At 40.9% G+C, this 18,072-nt stretch carries 16 protein-coding genes and 1 pseudogene; 3 read left to right on the forward strand and 14 right to left on the reverse strand.

Going from position 1 to position 18,072, the window contains the following annotated elements; translation table 11 throughout:
- Positions 1-3 precede the first annotated feature (3 nt).
- The 8 genes and pseudogenes from AC6I5B_RS12410 to AC6I5B_RS12445 form a co-directional block, all read right to left on the reverse strand.
- Positions 4-705, reverse strand: coding sequence for an energy-coupling factor transporter transmembrane component T family protein (locus tag AC6I5B_RS12410; RefSeq protein ID WP_497773375.1), 702 nt, complete (start codon positions 703-705; stop codon positions 4-6).
- Entirely contained in the window at positions 702-1,313 is a 612-nt protein-coding gene (locus AC6I5B_RS12415; protein WP_118208317.1) for an MptD family putative ECF transporter S component, read from the reverse strand. The genes AC6I5B_RS12410 and AC6I5B_RS12415 overlap by 4 nt, the downstream gene beginning before the upstream one ends.
- A 126-nt stretch (positions 1,314-1,439) precedes the next feature.
- On the reverse strand, positions 1,440-2,402 hold the full coding sequence (locus AC6I5B_RS12420; RefSeq protein ID WP_004611455.1) for a helix-turn-helix transcriptional regulator: 963 nt from the start codon (positions 2,400-2,402) through the stop codon (positions 1,440-1,442).
- A 218-nt stretch (positions 2,403-2,620) separates the two neighbouring features.
- Positions 2,621-3,427 (reverse strand): class I SAM-dependent methyltransferase, encoded by an 807-nt coding sequence (locus AC6I5B_RS12425; RefSeq protein ID WP_044986622.1) that lies wholly within the window; start codon positions 3,425-3,427, stop codon positions 2,621-2,623.
- 23 nt (positions 3,428-3,450) lie between these two features.
- Complete coding sequence (locus tag AC6I5B_RS12430) at positions 3,451-5,184, reverse strand: ABC transporter ATP-binding protein (protein WP_004611457.1); 1,734 nt, start codon at positions 5,182-5,184, stop codon at positions 3,451-3,453.
- A 1-nt stretch (position 5,185) separates the two neighbouring features.
- Positions 5,186-6,958: an ABC transporter ATP-binding protein gene (locus AC6I5B_RS12435; RefSeq protein ID WP_497773376.1), complete on the reverse strand. Its 1,773-nt coding sequence runs from the start codon at positions 6,956-6,958 to the stop codon at positions 5,186-5,188.
- Positions 6,959-7,068: 110 nt separating this feature from the next.
- Positions 7,069-7,692 carry a TetR/AcrR family transcriptional regulator gene (locus AC6I5B_RS12440; RefSeq protein WP_004611459.1) on the reverse strand — a complete coding sequence of 208 codons (624 nt, stop codon included), beginning with the start codon at positions 7,690-7,692 and terminating at the stop codon, positions 7,069-7,071.
- A 215-nt stretch (positions 7,693-7,907) separates the two neighbouring features.
- A pseudogene (locus tag AC6I5B_RS12445) lies at positions 7,908-8,336 on the reverse strand (RNA polymerase sigma factor).
- Between the two features lie 639 nt (positions 8,337-8,975).
- Between AC6I5B_RS12445 and AC6I5B_RS12450 the strand changes: the two are divergent.
- Positions 8,976-9,476 carry a hypothetical protein gene (locus AC6I5B_RS12450; protein ID WP_270606666.1) on the forward strand — a complete coding sequence of 167 codons (501 nt, stop codon included), beginning with the start codon at positions 8,976-8,978 and terminating at the stop codon, positions 9,474-9,476.
- Positions 9,477-9,552: 76 nt separating this feature from the next.
- On the opposite strand, the gene AC6I5B_RS12455 is transcribed toward AC6I5B_RS12450, so the two are convergent.
- Positions 9,553-11,547, reverse strand: coding sequence for a recombinase family protein (locus AC6I5B_RS12455; protein WP_497773378.1), 1,995 nt, complete (start codon positions 11,545-11,547; stop codon positions 9,553-9,555).
- A 288-nt stretch (positions 11,548-11,835) separates the two neighbouring features.
- On the opposite strand from AC6I5B_RS12455, the gene cptIN reads away from it, so the two are divergent.
- Positions 11,836-12,324 carry a type III toxin-antitoxin system CptIN family toxin gene (cptIN, locus tag AC6I5B_RS12460; RefSeq protein WP_390387663.1) on the forward strand — a complete coding sequence of 163 codons (489 nt, stop codon included), beginning with the start codon at positions 11,836-11,838 and terminating at the stop codon, positions 12,322-12,324.
- Positions 12,325-12,363: 39 nt separating this feature from the next.
- Here cptIN and AC6I5B_RS12465 read toward each other — a convergent pair whose 3' ends face one another.
- Positions 12,364-12,498 carry a hypothetical protein gene (locus AC6I5B_RS12465; RefSeq protein ID WP_004844681.1) on the reverse strand — a complete coding sequence of 45 codons (135 nt, stop codon included), beginning with the start codon at positions 12,496-12,498 and terminating at the stop codon, positions 12,364-12,366.
- Positions 12,499-12,747: 249 nt separating this feature from the next.
- Between AC6I5B_RS12465 and AC6I5B_RS12470 the strand changes: the two genes are divergently transcribed.
- The gene (locus AC6I5B_RS12470) at positions 12,748-15,000 is read left to right on the forward strand and encodes a tetratricopeptide repeat protein (RefSeq protein WP_390387661.1); all 2,253 of its coding nucleotides are present in this window, start codon (positions 12,748-12,750) and stop codon (positions 14,998-15,000) included.
- Positions 15,001-15,062: 62 nt separating this feature from the next.
- Here the strand turns inward: AC6I5B_RS12470 and AC6I5B_RS12475 are convergent, their stop codons facing one another.
- The 4 genes from AC6I5B_RS12475 to AC6I5B_RS12490 form a co-directional block, all read right to left on the reverse strand.
- The gene (locus tag AC6I5B_RS12475) at positions 15,063-15,830 is read right to left on the reverse strand and encodes a carboxymuconolactone decarboxylase family protein (RefSeq protein ID WP_072521411.1); all 768 of its coding nucleotides are present in this window, start codon (positions 15,828-15,830) and stop codon (positions 15,063-15,065) included.
- A 15-nt stretch (positions 15,831-15,845) separates the two neighbouring features.
- Complete coding sequence (locus tag AC6I5B_RS12480) at positions 15,846-16,400, reverse strand: flavin reductase family protein (RefSeq protein ID WP_390387659.1); 555 nt, start codon at positions 16,398-16,400, stop codon at positions 15,846-15,848.
- Positions 16,401-16,420: 20 nt separating this feature from the next.
- Positions 16,421-16,924: a flavodoxin gene (locus AC6I5B_RS12485; RefSeq protein WP_021650495.1), complete on the reverse strand. Its 504-nt coding sequence runs from the start codon at positions 16,922-16,924 to the stop codon at positions 16,421-16,423.
- Positions 16,925-17,052: 128 nt separating this feature from the next.
- A complete protein-coding gene (locus AC6I5B_RS12490) occupies positions 17,053-18,054 on the reverse strand; it encodes an aldo/keto reductase (RefSeq protein ID WP_015528537.1) in 1,002 nt (333 codons plus the stop codon).
- Positions 18,055-18,072: the final 18 nt, after the last annotated feature.

The raw sequence follows: 18,072 nt of genomic DNA on the forward strand, positions 1-18,072 counted from the left end.
CTCCTATAAAAGACAGCAGCACATAGTAGCTCCCACGCTGACAACAATCAAAAAGCAATCCAGCGCAGCAATCCGGCTGACATAGTAACTTTCTTTCTTGTAGGGGCTTTCAATTCCCCTGACTATGGCAGAAGCGGCTAACTCGTCCGCGATCTTTAAGGAGCGAAATACCATCGGGACAATGGCATATTCCAATGTATCCATTGGGTGTTTCAAAACATTGCCAACCGATTTTAAGAAACCACGAATTTTCATGGCCTCCCTGACTTCTCCAAATTCATGTAGCACAGTAGGAGCAAACCGGATCATGACAATCAATACAAGCATGATACGGGTAGGAATCGGCATTTTTCGCAGGCTGGCTGTCAGTTTCCCGGACGGGATTTTAGCCAGAAGATAAGCTGGCATAGCGGGAAGCAACAGCTTGTAAATCATGCTGAGTAGTAGCGGAGAGGGGATGCTGATCTGATATTTTGTCTCGATCATCAGCCATACAATCGCCACTAAATAGACCGCAAAGCATCCCAGAGCCTGTTTATATAAGCCGAACCAGCAGAGGATTAAAAAGATCAAAAAGCTAAAACAACCATGCCCTAAAAAACTTGTTGTAAGAAAGGTCACGATGCAGGCGCACAGCGTAAGGAAAAGAACTGTGCGCCCATCGATCTGGTCAATGCGTTTTTGCTTTTTTTCTCCGACCATCATCCTACAATACCTGCTTTTTGGAAATGCTTTCTGAGCAACCGCTGGCCGAACAATGTACCAAGAATTGCAAGAACCGCAGTAATGACAACACCCAGAAGCATCAGCGCCGGAGAAGTCACCATAGAGAGCTGCATATTCAAGGTATTTGCATCAAAACCGCTGCTTGCTGCCATTTCCTGATAGCTGTCCCAAGACCACCACAGCGGTACGGCACAGCCTACAAAATTTCCGATTGAGTTGACCATCCAGCCAATTCGGTTGCGAACTGCGCTTCGGTATGTATTCTTGCCAACCATGCATAACTCGGCAATGAGGGCTACAATCAAGAAATAGGGAACCAAGAACATATAACCCATAACACCTTGGATTAGTCCATAAACTGCAGCCCAAGCAAACAACAATCCGTGTTTGTTAATGCGATTTGCCGCAACCAAATAAAAAGTTGCTCCAATAAAGGCATCAATTCCAGCGGAACCGTACAAATATACTACCGGGAAAGGCAATGTAACCATACCAATCACCATTGCAATCGCGAAATTGATGACCATCATTGCGGCAATCGTCATAACATCGCGAACACCTATTTTTTTCTTTACCGTTTGTTCCATTCCAGAACCCTCCTTAAATATAATAGCGTCGTGGTTAGCTAAAACTAACCACGACGCTATTATACAGTAGTTCGCATCCGCTAACTACTCCAAATGAAAAGACAGTCGCCCAAAACAGCCCAAAAGTTAATTTGATTTTTTTACTTTACGATAATCCTTTGGAAGCATTCCAAACACTTCTTGAAAAGCCCTCGCAAACTTACTAATATTTGAATATCCAAGTTCACCAGCTATTTGCGTGATAGATTGATCTGTTTCCTGCAAATAAACAGCTGCAAGATTCATTTTGTAATTTTTGATATGCGCATAGGGGGTTTCGCCATAAATCTGTTTGAAAATAGCCTGAAATGTGACTTTGCTCATTGGCTCTCTTTGTAAGAGTTCTTCTATAGGTATTTTTTTGTCGAGGTTTTCTATAAGCTGTTGCCGGATTCGCTTGATAATTTCAATTTGTTCCTTGGCATAATATGTTGCTTCATACTGATCTTCAATCCGCAGTTGTTTGATATGATAAAAGAGTTCCAATAATTTAATACGGAAGTAATCTCTCCCTTCAATACCTTTTGCGGCGTACAATTCATCGAAGATATGCAACAATCGCTGTGGTGTTCGACATAAAAACCAATTTTTTTCTAATTCCAATTCTCGCCCAAGATTTAGAACATCAATGTTGTAGTAAGAAAAAAATTGTTGCGTTTGCACATCGACAGAATCTTTATCGATCACACAGCTTAGCCCCACACTATATCCAAAGGGGAAGGAATACGCCGCAGGAATATTTGCAAGAGCATTAATGCAAAATTCTCCTTCTTTCATGTGGAACACTTTGTTATTTCTTAGCTCAAACTCAACACGTCCTTTTTGGTAATGCCGGATTTCAATGATATTCTTATTAGGAATAGGCTCATGGAAAATATCTGAACAATTAAAATCCATAAAAATCAAGTCAATACCAGGGAAAAGGTCATAGTCATATAGGCTTCCTGTTCCATTGCATTTATACTCCACTTGAACATAATCATTATACTTATTTTTAATTACAGCATATTCCCCATACCATTCTGGTTTGTGGAGTTCACTCATGCTCATTTCCACCTCCCTATCAGTTGATATAAACTAATTATATAATAGTTTTTTTGGTAGTTTCATTACCAATTAGAAAAAATCACCCCGTGCTTAATTTTTATTTGAGTAATACATCCTCGCTCTAATTCATTGAAAAGCAAATCACTGTAGAGTTGATTGAGGTAACAATTATTATATGTCATAACAAGATTTCACCTCTTTTCTTTTCCGCGCAAAAGTATCTATAATTTCAACTGTATCATCTTCACCATCTTGAATTGATCAGAAACTGCCATACTGACCTTTGTGGATAGCTTTAAGTCGTTTTTAGGAATATAACGATAGTATGGTTCCTCCGCAATCACCTTCACATTACCCCCGATCTTTGCTGCCAGTTCTTCCGCTGAATCCACATAAAAGAACATCTGTGCATCGGCATGGCCGACCTGTTTCATATATTTTTTCTTCATCATGGTCATGCCTCTTTTGTTCACCGTATCAAAAACAACTTCCATATTTCCAAATTGCCCAATCATACGCAGAAGGGCAATGACCTTATGTTCCTCAAAATAATGAAATAACCCGCTTGCAGTAACGAGAATAGGAGCATCAAGTACATCATTGCGAACTTTTTTGATCCAGTCCTTCACAAAGGCATCCCCGGAAATATAAAATTCCCGCTTCGGTTCGGGAAGAAGATCTCGCCGGTATTCGATCACATGAGGCAGATCCACGGCATACCAGTGGGCCTTTCCGTTATCACATCGGTGATAGGTTGTTTCCAGACCACAGCCCAGCTGAACAATCACACCGTCCGGTCTGCGTTCCAGAAAAGACCGAATAATCCGATCCATATTGGCAGACCGGGAAGCAGAGGCCAAGAGGGTATACTGGTTCTGCATATTCTGTTCGATCAAGCCTGAAGGCAGCTTCTTTTTCAATTCCAATGCTTTTTTATCATATAAAATTTGCGGGCAATGCTCACTGGCATAGATTCTGCCCAGCATAGGGATAAACAAGGTATCCTCCAAAACGCCTAATTTTTGCATAACCAGTCCTCCTTTTTGCCTCTTCACGCAAGTTTCCAATTCTGGCTTTCTGTCTGCAGTTTTACCATATGGGCATATACACCATTCTTTTCTTCCAGATTCTTTGGTGATCCTTCTTCTGCCACGGTGCCATCAGAAAGGACAACAATTTTATCTACTCCTGCTACGGTACGCATCCTGTGGGCGATGACCAGAACCGTTTTATCTGCGATCAGACGGGAAAGGGCTGTCTGTATCAGAGTTTCATTCTCCACATCCAGGGAAGCAGTGGCTTCATCTAAAAGAATGATCGGCGCATTTTTCAGAAATGCACGGGCAATAGAGATACGCTGGCGCTCTCCGCCGGAAAGTTCACAGCCATTTTCCCCGATATTGGTATGCCATCCATCCGGCAGTTTTTCCGCAAATTCATCCACATTGGCAAGTTTCGCAGCAGCAATGACCTGTTCATCTGTGGCGTCTTTGTTTCCGATTCGGATATTTTCCAGAATCGTATTGTCAAACAGTGTAACATCCTGGAATACGATGGAATACAGAGAAAGCAGTGTTTCCGGGTCAATTCGGGATACATCCATGCCTCCCACGGTAATCTTTCCTCTGTTAATATCCCAGAACCTTGCTGCCAGCCGGGATACGGTTGTTTTTCCGCCGCCAGATGGGCCGACCAAAGCCGTAACCTCTCCCTGTTTTGCCGTAAAGGAAACATCTTTCAATACGGTTTCTCCGGTATTGTAGGCAAACCTAACATGGTCAAAGACAATATCATACCCCTGATTGGAAAGCCTGTCGCTGCCCTGCTGGATCGGATGATCGAGAATTTCATTCATACGGGCAATGTTGGTTCGTGTACTGATGACTGCCGCAAGATTCTGGAGTGCGCCCTGCAGAGGGTCATATAAACGGGATACTACCAGAAGGAACATAAAGAATGTAAGCACGGAGAGGCTTCCTTGCATGAGCAAAACAGCTCCCACCAGCGCAACCGTTGCAATACCAAGCTTCAGCACCAGCGATGCGGAAACCACAAAAACAGCAAGACCGAATTCATTGAGGATGGAACGATGCTCCACGGCACGGATCTTCTTTTCCAGACCTTTTAAATATGCCTGCTCCGCATTGTTCGCTTTCAGGTCACGAACCGTTTCAATGCACTCCTGTATCCCGTCTGCGCAGGCCATCTTTACATCCATGGCTTTCTGATTCAGATTTTCCTGAATCTTTGCGGAAAATCCCACAATCGCAAAGGCAACCGGCAGAACCCATAAGGCAGCCAGTGCCATTCTCCAGTCCGTAAAGAGCAGACCAATGGAAATCAGAACTGTAGAAATGATCGAACCCGCAAGCTCAGGGATAAAATGCGAAAAACTCTGCTCCAGGAAGGTGCAATCCGCCATAATGGTACTGGTAAGATCGGCTAAATCCTTTTTCCCGAAAAAGGAAAGGGGGATTTTGCGCAGATGCTCTGCCAGGGTAATGCGGCGGATACCGCTTTCTTTGTAAGTGGCAAAATAGGTCGCATTGTATTGAAAGAAAGTGGTCAGCAGAATCAAGCCGATACACACCACGCAGCCTGCCACATAAAATGGAATTTTCTCGCCGGGAACACCCCCGTTCATCAGATCGCTGACCAGGTAATATAAAAGTCCCACCGGAAACATAAAAGACAGATTCTGAAGGACACAGGCCAGGCAGCCTTTGATCAGGTCTTTTGCTCCCTGTTCAGACAGGGCATATTTTTTCTGCAGTTTTTTGATCATATCACTGCACCTCCTTTGTTACCTTCCATTGCACGGAAGTCTGGTAATTTTTCCACATACGGCTGAATATACCGTCTTTTGCAAGCAATTCGCGACTGTTTCCGCACTCGGCAACCCGTCCGTCGCAAATGACAAAAATCTGATCCACATTTGTTACGGTAGAAAGCCTGTGGGCAATCATAATCACTGTCTTACCCTCGGAAAGTCTTGAGAAAGCAGCCTGTACGCGGCTTTCGTTATCCGGGTCAGCAAAGGCAGTGGCTTCATCCAGAATGATAATCGGAGCATTTTTCAGCATCACACGGGCAATGGCAATTCGTTGCTGCTCGCCGCCGGAAAGATAGACACCCTTTGTACCGATGACCGTATCCACACCCTGTGGGAGTTTTTCCAGAATATCATCGCATTGCGCGTGATGAAGGGCAGTCAGAACTTCCTCACGGGTAGCTTCCGGTTTTCCCATACGCACATTTTCCAGAATAGATGCCTTGGTCAGACGGCTGTTCTGAAATACGAAAGACACCGTGTTCATGAGTTCCTCTTTCGGGATGTCTTTCACATTAACACCACCGATTTTTACCATTCCGCTCTGGGGATCAAAGAATCGGGAAATCAGGTTGGCAAGGGTTGTTTTTCCACCGCCGGATGGACCTACAAAAGCTACCGTCTGTCCTGCAGGAATGGTCAGTGAAATATCTTTTAATACTTCTTTTTCTCCATCATAGCTGAAATGAACCGATTTCAGTTCCACGGAAGCGTTTTGAGGATGCTTTGAATGTTTCGTTTCCTCCAGAGGCTTCAAATGCAAAACGCTGTCAATTCTCTGTAAAGCGTCGTCTACGATCATGGCGTTTTCACTTTGGAACATAATGCGTGTCAGTGTGACAGAAATAACCGGTGTAATGATGATATAGAAAATAAGATCCAGTAAGAAACCGGAAGTTACACCGTCTTGCGTAAGCAACAGTCCTCCGGCAATCAGTGTGGCAAAAACGCCGTTGATCGCAGCTGTATAGAACATCATCGGTGTCCGAAGCTGCCTGGTATAAGCAATCACCCATACTTTATACCGGTCAATGGAGTCTTTAAACTTCTTAAAGGAAAAGATCGTCTGGCCAAAGGTTTTTACCACCGGAATCCCACGGACATACTCTACCGCTTCATTGGACATATCATCCAGCGCATTCTGGTATTCTTTCATCTTTTCCTGCATCTGCTTTCCGGTCATTGCCATCATGATCAGAAACCCCAGCACAACCGGAACAAGACTCAATAGTCCCAGTCTCCAGTCAAACACGAACAACAGCACCAAAAGACCGCAGGGGGTTGCAATGGCATTGGCTCTGTCGGGAAGCTGATGGGCGAGATAGGTTTCGGTGGCTGCGCTGGATTCGTTGACAATCTTGCGCAGTTTTCCGCTGCCAAAACTCTCGGCAAACCCAAGAGGCAACTTAACAATATGCTCCATGGTCTGGATACGCAGGTTTGTGGCAATACGAAATGCTCCCAAATGGGAACACATCAGCCCTGCTATGTAGACAAGCACCGCTATAACCGCAAACAATACTGCCATCCAGCCATTACCGGTCAGGTTCTGTGCCTGGTCAAAATTCGGTGCCACCTCCAATACTTCCTTGATCATTTTCCAGATGTAATAGAATGGTACCAGAGCAATCAGGGCACTGATCGCAGAAAGCACCCAAGAAGCATAGGTCAGGTACTTATGGCTGCCTGCAATTTCCAGCAGGCGTGATAAATTGGATTGCTTTTTCAAAAAAATTCCTCCTTTTCTTTGTGTTTATGATAAAGAGAACACGTCTATGTTCTTACAATATCCGAATTTAGATTAGTTTCAGCTAACTATCAAGCAAAAATTATAAGGCATTACTGCCCCATAATTTTCATCCATCCCGCTGTATAAAAGGCGCGCATTTCTCTGACGTAGTTTTCGGCATCTTTGAGCGGCATTTCGTGGATGATCAATTCAAAAAAGGTATGAAACATTCCGGTGATCAGAATATGCTCCAGCGAAGGATCGATATGCGGAGAGGGCCTTCCAAGCTTCCTTAAAACCTCCTGATAGGCATGAGTCCCTTCCACTTCAATCTCCACCATTTCATCAATTAGCCCGGCAAATTTTGTTCCTTCCGAACAGCAGAGGATCAGTTTACATTCCTCTAAATGTTCGTACGCATAATGGAGCATATCGTACATACAAAGCCCCGAAATGTCACTCATGACTTCCGGCTGCTGGGCAGCTGGTAGTTCGGCGAACTCCTGCTGTGCCTTTATAAAACGTTTGAGAATATATTCGTAATGCTCACCAACGATGGCTTCAAAAAGTTCTTCTTTACTTTTATAATATCCGTAAAAGGCTCCGGTAGTCATTCCCACGGATTTCACAATATTCCGCAGGGAAGCGTCTTTATATCCTTTTTCTAAAAATTCTGCTTTCGCTGCCCGGTGGATATTTTCTAAAGTCGTTCCATTTCCGTTTATTTTGCACACCTCCTATATAACACTGTTATAATTTTAGTCTCTAAAAATTATTTTGTCAAGAGCAACAAGAAATAGTTGCATAAAAATAGCAATCCAAACAGCATTCTGTACTTTATTACTGATAAAATTTTTAAATACTGGTTTTGACAAAAGTTTCATTTTTTCTAATAAATGATAAGCAGGGTGGAGTTTGTTCTCACACCCTGCTTTGTGATTATCATGAACTACTCGAAGATCTTCTTCACTTTTTCTTTCAGCCTGTCCATATGCCTGTAAACCGCCTTTTCGGTAATCTTCAGATACCTGGCTATTTCATGAGTGCTATACCCCTGGATCTTCATCAGAACGATCTGAAGGGTAAGCCTGTCCACGGTGATCAGCACATGTTACAATTCCTGATTTTCAATACGATCCAGGAAGTCCTGTACTGTTTTTGGTTCTGCCTGATCTGTGGATGCTGCAACAGTATCAAGGTATGTACCTGTTTCCTGCACACGCTCATAATAGCGTCTGTCTGTATTAAATGCCTGACGGTCATAGAGACGGATTGCTTCAATCATATCTTCAGAAGCACCGCTGTCTCTTAAAATCTTTTCTTCTTTCTCTTTCCAGAGCTTCCATTTGCGCTCTGCTCTTCCATGGTTATATGCCATTTTCCTTACCTCCAATCTGATTTGTTTGAAAACTCAGATTGGAAAGGGCGGAGAACGGCAGCCGATACCGGAAGAAGGCTTGTCCTTTTTTCCGACAAATATCGACAAACAAAAAACCGCAAAGGCTGTTAAACCTTTGCGGCAGTAAGAAAAATAAGAACTATGCTGTAGAGCTAAAACTTCTACATTAGGGGCGTGAGAGTACCACCAACAGCAGAAGATTTTTTTGAGAGGCTATCCTCATTCCTGTATGAAATTATGTAGGTAGTTGCTGCTTTGGATAAGCAGCGGGGTGGCTGAAGCAGACCAGCACATAAAAAATCCCTCCAAACCCAAAACGGGTTCAGAGGGAAGATGTGTAATAAGGCATGATGAAGCCGCCCACCGAAACACCGTTTTTTTATTCGGTGGGCTTATCCTTTATCGCTTTTGACAGGGCAGAAATCTCGCTTTCCTGATTTCTAAAGGCGGCCTTTTTCAACCAATGTCATTTAGTTAAGACATTGAGTCGGCAGCCTCTTGCAGAGCAATGTATATAAAAATATATACCCTGCTCTTTTTTTGTAAAAAATCCTTGACAAATATAGAAAAATTTGCGACGAAGCCACTTGAATGTATTACATTTTGGAGGTAACGCCTATGATATTTGCGGAACATGTAAAAAACAAATTGTCATCTTTCATCCATGAAATGGCGACCGCCCCATGGTTGTTTTCAAAAAATCCAGAAGTTGATTTTTCACGGAACAGAAAACTTGATTTTGTATCTACAATTCAATTTCTTCTTTCTATGGAAAGTGGAAGCTTAAAAAAAGAATTGCTGGATTATTTCCAGTTCTCTGTCGATACCCCGTCTGCTTCAGCGTTCTGTCAACAGAGAAACAAACTACTTCTGGAGGCATTCCAGTTTTTGTTTTATGAATTTAATTCTTGTTTCTCATTCGAAAAAAAGTATAAGGATTATCAACTATTAGCTTGTGATGGCTCAGATTTGAACATTGCCCGTAATCCAAACGATGCAGGCACTTATTTTCAGTCTCAACCAACTGATCGGGGATTTAATCAGATTCATCTGAATGCTCTTTTCGACCTGTGCGAGAAGCGATGCACCTCTGTTTCTTCACCTTCATTATATGTATAAGTGACAAACAGCTCAAATGTGGAATTTTGTTTGTAAAAATAAGCGCATCACTATTTCTAATGATACGCTTATGATTTTAGATAACCTCAAAACACTTCAATGCATCTTTGATAGCTTCCACTTTCTCCGCTGTCGGATGTTTCCTCGGTTGTTTCAATTCTTCTACCGCATTAGGAGCGTCATACATCGGCAAGCCCAGACTTCTCTTTACCTCTGCTATATAAGCAGTATGTACCTTGAAACCATATTTAGCTTCTATGTATTCCTTTATCTTTTTGTATGTAACTCGCTCTTTCGGCTTGTACGCTTCGGCTCTCTTTACGATATTATCCAGCGGTACTTTTCCCTCACCCTCACCAAACTCAACTTTTACGTTGATATGTCCGTCTGGCTTTTTGTGGGAAAGCAGTACTACCGTCTCAACGGTACTTTCGTTGTCCCAACAAAATTCCTGTGTCTCCCTGTCTCCGAAATACACCGGAAAACGGAACTTTATGTGCTTCAGGAATCTGCCATCTGGCTGCTCCTGCTCGTAAATGTCCACCCGTTCTACAAAGCTGTTAAGAAATTCTTTCTTCTCCAGATCGGTGAACTTATCATATAGTTTATCAAAATATAAAAGAAATTGATAGACGTTTTCTTCTGATATTTTCTGTTGCTGGATATTCAACAGGCGATTCTTTACTTCCTCTATACTATTCTCCACGCCTTCAATTTCATCATACAGACGGTATAACCTTGTCTCCATATCCTGATATTTCTTCTCATAAAATTTATCCATGATATCCAGGCTATCCATCTGCTGTCCAAGTCTTGCTTTTGCTCCGGTCAGCTGCCTGTGCTGTTTTTCCAGTCCTTCAATCTCTTTTTCTATTTCCTCTGTATCTATTCTTGAACCGATTTTATTCAGAATTGCTTCTTCAAATTTAGGATTTTTCACCAGTTTCCGAATAACTTCTTCCACTGCATTGTTAATCTTCTCCTCGCTCCATTGTTTACGATATCCACATTTATGACCATCTACCAGACGACGATGTTTGCAGGCATAATAAAAATAATCCTTATATAAGGTTCCGTCTTTCTTTTTCTTTCGATTTACGTTTCCATACATACCGCTTCCACATAACGGGCATCTTAATATTCCAGATAAGATATGTTCATGATCAAGACTATGTGTCTTTTCATATTTCACACCTGTTTTTTCTCGTTTTTGATGAGCCAGCTCCCAGTCTGTTTCTGAAACAATCCCTTCATGGATACCATCGTTCAGCATATAATTTTCCTGTTTTACAATGCGATATTCATTTCTTGTTCCAGAAACTTTCTCGTTCTTCCTTCGTCCATAAGCCAGCTTTCCGCAGTATACCGGATTATCCAGAACGCCTTTTATAAAGGAAGAGGCAAATGCGTCCAGTGTATTATTCTGTCGTTTTTTCTTTTTATATCCATGCTGGTTCAGCCATGCAGCAATCGCAGAGATTCCCATATTGGTATGAATAAATTTGTCATAGATCAGACGAATAATCTCTGCTTCGTCCTCTGCGATCTGCAATTCTCCATTTACCAGTTCATAGCCATAAGGAGCAAACCCGCCGTTCCATTTTCCTTCCCTGGCTTTCTGCTTACGTCCTTCCATTGTTTGAACAAGGATATTCTCTCGTTCAATCTCTGCCACCGCAGACAGAACGGAAATCATCAGCTTTCCACTATCTTTTGAGCTGTCAATCCCATCTTCTACACAGATCAGATTCACTCCAAAATCCTGCATCCTCTGCAAAGAATTTAATACATCTGCCGCATTACGACCGAATCTGGAAAGCTTAAACACCAGTACAAACTGCACCTCATCTGTTCCATTCTCAATATTATCCAACATTCTCTGAAATTCCGGTCTGCCCTCTACACTCTTTCCAGACTTACCTTCATCGGAATACTCATTTACGATTTCCATATTCTGAAATTCCGCATATCTTTTGAGTTTTTCTTTCTGAGCATCTAGACTGTATCCATCTACCTGCATGGTTGTGGATACTCTGGTATATATATCGCATTTAATCTTTTTATTCTTCATAATCTTCCTCGCAATATAACTCCGTTTTGTTGTCCCAACTTTATTTTAGTACTTGTTCCAACTATTTTCAATACTTCTTTTTATTTTTTATTGACATATTTTCGTTACAACCATATAATAATGATAGAGACAGGATTTCTGTCATCGAAAATATTGTTCGCCCACCGTTGGCGGCTTATAAGTGATCGGCTCGAAAATATTGTTCGCTCACCGGAAGCGTCTAATAAATGTCCGGCTCGAAAATTTCGGCCCTGCCGCATGGCAGGGCTTATTTTATAGGTGATAAACATGATATATCAAGAAGGATACGTTTACCATATTAAAGATGAATACTTTGAAAAAGTACGGGATTCCAACTTAATGCAGAACAAAGAGGGCGGTACATACCGTCCTACTTTTTACTGTCTGCGTGACAATAAAACTTCTCTGTTATGGATGGTTCCACTCAGTTCTCGTGTAGAAAAGTTTAAAGCAATACACGATAAACAGGTGGCTAAATACGGAAAGTGCCTAACGATTGTTTTAGGTGAATTTGATGGAAAAGAAGCTGCTTTTCTTCTCCAGAATATGTTTCCAATCAGAGAGTACTATCTTGACCATATACATACTCGAAATAATAATCCGGTTCCTGTTAAGCATTCCATTCACAGGGAAGTAACAACACGTATGAAAAAAATTCGTCAACTTCATTCCAGAGGCAAAAAAGTGGTATTTCCAGATATTGACCGACTAGAGCAGATTATGCTTGCAGAAGTAAAAGATAACGCAACCGAATAATTTCACAAAAAAGCGACAGTCTGATTTACATTTTGTATTTCAGGAAACTGCCGCTTCTTTTTCTTCCTTATTCTGTTTTTCTTCCTCCAACTCCCGGAGGACTTCTTCGCCGTACTTATCAATCATCCGTACCAGAAAATCAATGCACCGCTCAAATTCAATATTCTGTTGCATAAGCTCCTCCCGTTATTGTTTGTTCTGAGCTTATTTTACAGAACCTGCCTGAAAACCACATTGAATAGAAATTGATTGTAAATTGACACAATCACTTTAAAAATATCCGTATTTTCTTGAATCGAATGTATGTTCGTGTTATGATAGATATACTCAATCTTAACTACGAAAGGGGAATTTCTATTGAATCGATGCGATTTTTCTTCTATTAGCACTTGCTTAAAAAATCATATCAGCGAAAGTAATCAAATGAGTCAGCCTGATTTTTTATACGAATTATTTGAAGATTTTATGGATGATCCGGCAAATCAGGATTTTTCAATGGATAACGGTCTGGTTTGCCGCTGGATGACTGGTCAGGCTAAAATCAGCCCTAAAATATCCGCTTACTATTCCAAGCCATCCAATCAGGAAAAATTAGCCCATACCATCCACCAGAATCTTCTTCCACTAATGTCTGACTGTAATATGGCTATACAAGATATTTACACTTTATTCATTCAGGATGACAGCATCTCAGATGCGAAAAAGAAAAATCTGACTCCCTTATATAAACCAGCCAGTTCAAGACTGCTGTTTCTTGCAAAACTGATTTCTTTTGGCATGGAACGTCAATTCATCAAACGTAATACCAAAAATCAGAAGCTACTCGCCGGAGGAGCTTTATCCCCCATTGTGCTGGATTATATTATGGACAGTGAGGTTCCGAAACCATGCCGTCATTTTATCGGAAGAGATAAAGAACTGGAAGAATTATATACCATGCTTGAGGAAAACCGGCATGTTTTTCTTTGCGGAATCGCCGGCATCGGAAAAAGTGAACTTGCTAAAGCCTACGCTAAGCAGTACATGAAGCATTACACCAATATCCTTTATGTAGAATATACCGGCAATCTTCATCAGGATATTACTGACATGGATTTTATTGACGATCTGCCGGAAAGCACTGAACAGGAACGGTTTCAAAGACATAACCGTTTCCTTCGTTCCCTGAAATCCGATACTCTGCTTATCATAGATAATTTTAATGTCACTGCGACACAGGACAGCTTTCTGTCAGTAGTATTAAAATATCGCTGCCAGATTTTGTTTACAACCAGAAGCAAACTGGATGAATACTGTACTCTGCCATTAAAAGAAATAGAGAATATGAACGCTCTCTTCCAGCTGGCATCAGTATTTTATTCAGAGGCAGACACGTACCGGGCAACAGTTGAAAAGATCATCGAAACTGTTCATTCTCATACTTTTGCCGTGGAACTGGCAGCAAAACTTCTGGAAAATGGAATCTCAACTCCAGACCAGTTATTAACAAGACTTCAGGTGGAAAAAGCATCTTTCCATAACGAAGATAAAATTAAAATAATCAAAGATGGACAAAGCAGCAAAGCCACCTATTACAGTCATATCCATACGCTGTTTTCTTTATACACTTTATCTCTTGAACAGCAGGATATCATGTGTAATATGTGCTTTCTTCCTTCCACCGGTATTTCTGCCCGTATATTTGCCAAATGGCTGGAACTGCCCACACTAAATGAAATCAACGATTTAATTGAGACTGGTTTCGTTCAGGCAACAACACGTCGCACTATCTCTCTGCATCCGATGATTCAGGAAATCACCCTTTCAGAGACAAAACCATCTGTAACTCGCTGCCACATATTACTGGATTCTTTACAGCACATATGTTTAATGCATGGAATGGAAGTTGATTATTACAAGAAACTGTTTCAAACAATCGGAAATATCATAGAATTGATTGAAAAGGATGATATACCAAAGTATCTGCTTTTTCTGGAAAATGCATTTCCATACATGGATAACTATAACTACCACAAAGGTATGAATGGAATCATTCAGGAATTGAAATGTCTATTAAAAGCAAAAAGTATTGGCACCGACTCCGACCGGGCATTATTACTGGATTTTCAGGCAACTCTTGAAACTAAACCTGAAAAAGCAATAAAACTGGAAAAAGATGCACTTGCCCAGATAGAAACTATCACTGTTGACAATGCTCGCCTTGTTTCCAACCTTCATGCCAATCTCGGTGGACTTTACCGCATGAACGGTCATCCCGATCTTGCAAGAGAACACATGGAAAAAAGTATCTCACTGCTTGACCAATTTAACCTGCTTCATATAAATGACAGCATACCTCAGATTGCCAATTATGCAATGTTCCTGACAGAACAGCAGGAACCCGAAAGAGGAATCTCCGAATTGCAAAAATTATCCGGCATCATCAAGGAATACCATTCCGATCACTGTCTGGATTATGCCAAAGTACAGGAAACCCTTGGAACCATTTATCTAATGACTGCCAATCTTCCGCAAGCCAAAACACATTTTAAAAGAGCTTTCAAAATATATGAAAAGATCTGGACTGATGAACCAGAAATGATTGAAGCAAAATATCAGGAAATCCAGGAGTTATATCCACAGGTTGGTTTCTTTCTTGGACAACAGCTATCAGACTTTTTAACAAAACAGACATAATTTTACGGCGGACATAATTGTTCGCCGTAAAATTTCTTTTTCCCACTTTTGGGAGAAAGTACTTATTTCAGTTTTCCATATATCTCATCCGTTACTATTTCACACCATTCGGATGATGTTTTTTCTCCCGGTACTTCAATTGCCAGATGTGAAAACCATTCATCTGGTGCTGCTCCATGCCAGTGTTTTACTTCTGCCGGAATATTGACACAATCTCCGGGTTTCATTTCTACTGCTTCTTTTCCTTCTTCCTGATAGTATCCACGTCCTGCAATGCAGATAAGAATCTGTCCGCCTCCGCTTTTTGCATGATGAATATGCCAGTTATTTCTGCAACCAGGTTCAAAAGTCACATTGAAAATTCCAACCTGTGACGTAGACACAGGAGCCAAAAAACTTTTCCCTGTAAAATATTGTGCAAATTTATCATTTGGCTCTCCAATCGGGAATATCATCTTTTTAGCATGAGCTCTCATTGCTTCATCTTCATATGAAAGATCACCTTCGTCTATACTCCAGACATCTTTTGCAAGATTGAATGCCGCCCATCCTTTTGGCCACCCTGCATAAAATGCTATATGGGTAATCACGGCTGCAATTTCTTTCTGAGTCACTCCATGAGCTTTTGCATTTTCAAAATGATGTACTAAAGATGTATTAATCATTCCTGAAGCGATAAGTGCTGTGACTGTTATAATACATCTTGTCTTTACATCAATATCCTGATTATTCCAGTTTTCTCCAAACAAAACATCATCATTAAAATGTGCAAACTGTGGTGCAAATTCATTCAGTGCGTTTCTTCCTGCTGTCTGTACAATTTTTTTCACTTTAATCACCTGTCCTTATTTTAACTTTGCTCCATCCTTAAAAGCATTTCCCACACGTTCTCCAAGTCTGTAATATCCGTGATGTACCGGATCATATGTAATTGGTGTAAACTTACTAAGATCAATTTCTCCGTCATCACCGAGATATTTCTCATCTGCACTTACATTTTTAATTTCCGCAAGATACTTGCTGCCATCAATGACTTTTACAAGTTCACACTCAAGAGTCAATGGAAGTTCATTGATGATTGGTGCATTTACAAATTCACCTTTCGTTGTAGTAAAGCCTGCTTTTTTCATCTTATCTGCTTCTTTATTTGCAGAAACAATTCCCACATAATCGCAGGCAACCAGATGTTCAAGATCTGCCACCCCTACTGTAAAAGCCTTATTTTTTATAATATTGTCTGTTGTCTTATGGGCAGACAAATCTACAATAATCTCATTTGCACCTACAATTCCGCCCCATGCAGCGTTCATTGCATTTGCCTTTCTATTTTCATCATAGGTTCCCAGAATCATAACCGGCTGTGGATATAAAAATGGCTTTGCTCCAAAATTTTTTCTCATTGTTTTATCTCTCCTTATGGTTATTTGTTTATATCAGTATTTATCTGCCCAATCCATTCTGTAATCACCTCTTCTGAAGTTTCCAGATGATCTTTTCCTTTGGAATCAAACTGAATCTGCATTTCATGTGCAAAGGCAGCTCCTTTGCAATTTTCCTCCATATCTTTTATAACATGCCCCGGCCATCCACCATTTGTCATAAATGGAATCACTGTCTTTCCTGTAAAATCATTTGTTGTCAAAAATGTAAGCACTGCAGGTGCCATCGTATACCACCACGTTGGAGTTCCGATAGCAATCACATCATAATCAGCAAGATTTACAGATATCGGATTGATCTGAGGCATAAAGCCTGCCTCTACCTCTCTTTTTCCCTGTTCAACCACATCTTCATGACTGCCGCTGTATGGCTCTGTTGTTTCGATTCTCGCAATATCTGCACCTGTCCCATTAGTCAGCTGCTCTGCAATTCTTTTCGTGTTTCCATTTGACCAGGAATAATATACAACTAACATTTTCTTCATTATCTCTATTCTCCTTTACTTATTTTAACCCCTGTAAACAGATAGATATAACCCACCATGACTACCGCTAAGAAAGCCACTATTACCCCGATGGTTATCTTTTTCCTTGTTTTCATTGCTCACCTCTTTTATTTCTTCTGTATTTTTGAACCTCCAAACACCTGCGACATCGGCATATGGGCAAGCATCTCATCAATAGATTTTACTTCATCCTGAGTCAGCTTTATATCTGCTGATTCCATATTTTCTTCCAGTCTATTTACTTTTCTTGTTCCCGGAATTGGTACGATATATGGTTTCTTTGCAAGCATCCATGCAAGAGAAATCTGTGCAGGCGTGGCATTTTTTTCTTCTGCAATCACTTTCATCCAGGACATAAATTCATTATTTTCCTTTAATCCTTCTTCTGTAAACTGTGGCATTGCGCTTCGATAATCTCCCGGCTTTTCAAATTCCCCATGGGAATGATATGCTGCTGTCAGTAATCCATTTGCAAGCGGCGAAAATGCAACAAATCCTATTTTCAATTCTTCAAGCACCGGGAATAATTTCTCATAATCCCTGTACATCATGGAATATCTGTTCTGAATCGCTGTAACCGGGCATACTTTATGTGCACGTCGAATAATCTCTTCACTGGCTTCTGATAACCCCCAGTGTGTGATTTTTCCCTGCTCCATTAACTCCTTCATAGCTCCTGCCGTCTCTTCAATCGGTACAGTCATGTCAATACGATGAATATAATATAAATCAAGATGGTCTGTGTTAAGTCTCATTAAAGATCCCTCAATCGATGCTTTAATCGTCTCCGGTCGTCCATCAGGAATCAAAGGTTTATTTACAGTTGTTGCAGTTTCATCAAAACGTATCCCACACTTTGATGCAAGGACAATTTTGTTTCTATATGGCCTTAACACTTTCCCAAGCAGTTTTTCATTGTGATGAGGGTCTTCTGTTGTTCCGTATATCTCTGCCGTATCAAAAAATGTGCAGCCTTCATCGATCGCTTTTTCAATCAATTCTTCTGCTTCTTTCTGTGTTGAAACAGTTCCATATGCATGACTCATTCCCATACATCCAAATCCGATTTCTGATACTTCTAAGTCTCTTCCTAAAATTCTTATCTCCATCTTTATCTTCCTTTTCTA

The sequence above is a fragment of the Faecalimonas nexilis genome (assembly GCF_059731825.1).

Excerpts from the sequence above, each read along its gene's own strand:
- AC6I5B_RS12410 (WP_497773375.1), bottom strand. The coding sequence starts at position 705 with ATGATGGTCGGAGAAAAAAAGCAAAAACGCATTGACCAGATCGATGGG.
- AC6I5B_RS12415 (WP_118208317.1), bottom strand. The coding sequence starts at position 1,313 with ATGGAACAAACGGTAAAGAAAAAAATAGGTGTTCGCGATGTTATGACG.
- AC6I5B_RS12420 (WP_004611455.1), bottom strand. The coding sequence starts at position 2,402 with ATGAGCATGAGTGAACTCCACAAACCAGAATGGTATGGGGAATATGCT.
- AC6I5B_RS12425 (WP_044986622.1), bottom strand. The coding sequence starts at position 3,427 with ATGCAAAAATTAGGCGTTTTGGAGGATACCTTGTTTATCCCTATGCTG.
- AC6I5B_RS12430 (WP_004611457.1), bottom strand. The coding sequence starts at position 5,184 with ATGATCAAAAAACTGCAGAAAAAATATGCCCTGTCTGAACAGGGAGCA.
- AC6I5B_RS12450 (WP_270606666.1), top strand. The coding sequence starts at position 8,976 with ATGATATTTGCGGAACATGTAAAAAACAAATTGTCATCTTTCATCCAT.
- AC6I5B_RS12455 (WP_497773378.1), bottom strand. The coding sequence starts at position 11,547 with ATGAAGAATAAAAAGATTAAATGCGATATATATACCAGAGTATCCACA.
- cptIN (WP_390387663.1), top strand. The coding sequence starts at position 11,836 with ATGATATATCAAGAAGGATACGTTTACCATATTAAAGATGAATACTTT.
- AC6I5B_RS12465 (WP_004844681.1), bottom strand. The coding sequence starts at position 12,498 with ATGCAACAGAATATTGAATTTGAGCGGTGCATTGATTTTCTGGTACGG.
- AC6I5B_RS12470 (WP_390387661.1), top strand. The coding sequence starts at position 12,748 with ATGAGTCAGCCTGATTTTTTATACGAATTATTTGAAGATTTTATGGAT.
- AC6I5B_RS12480 (WP_390387659.1), bottom strand. The coding sequence starts at position 16,400 with ATGAGAAAAAATTTTGGAGCAAAGCCATTTTTATATCCACAGCCGGTT.
- AC6I5B_RS12485 (WP_021650495.1), bottom strand. The coding sequence starts at position 16,924 with ATGAAGAAAATGTTAGTTGTATATTATTCCTGGTCAAATGGAAACACG.
- AC6I5B_RS12490 (WP_015528537.1), bottom strand. The coding sequence starts at position 18,054 with ATGGAGATAAGAATTTTAGGAAGAGACTTAGAAGTATCAGAAATCGGA.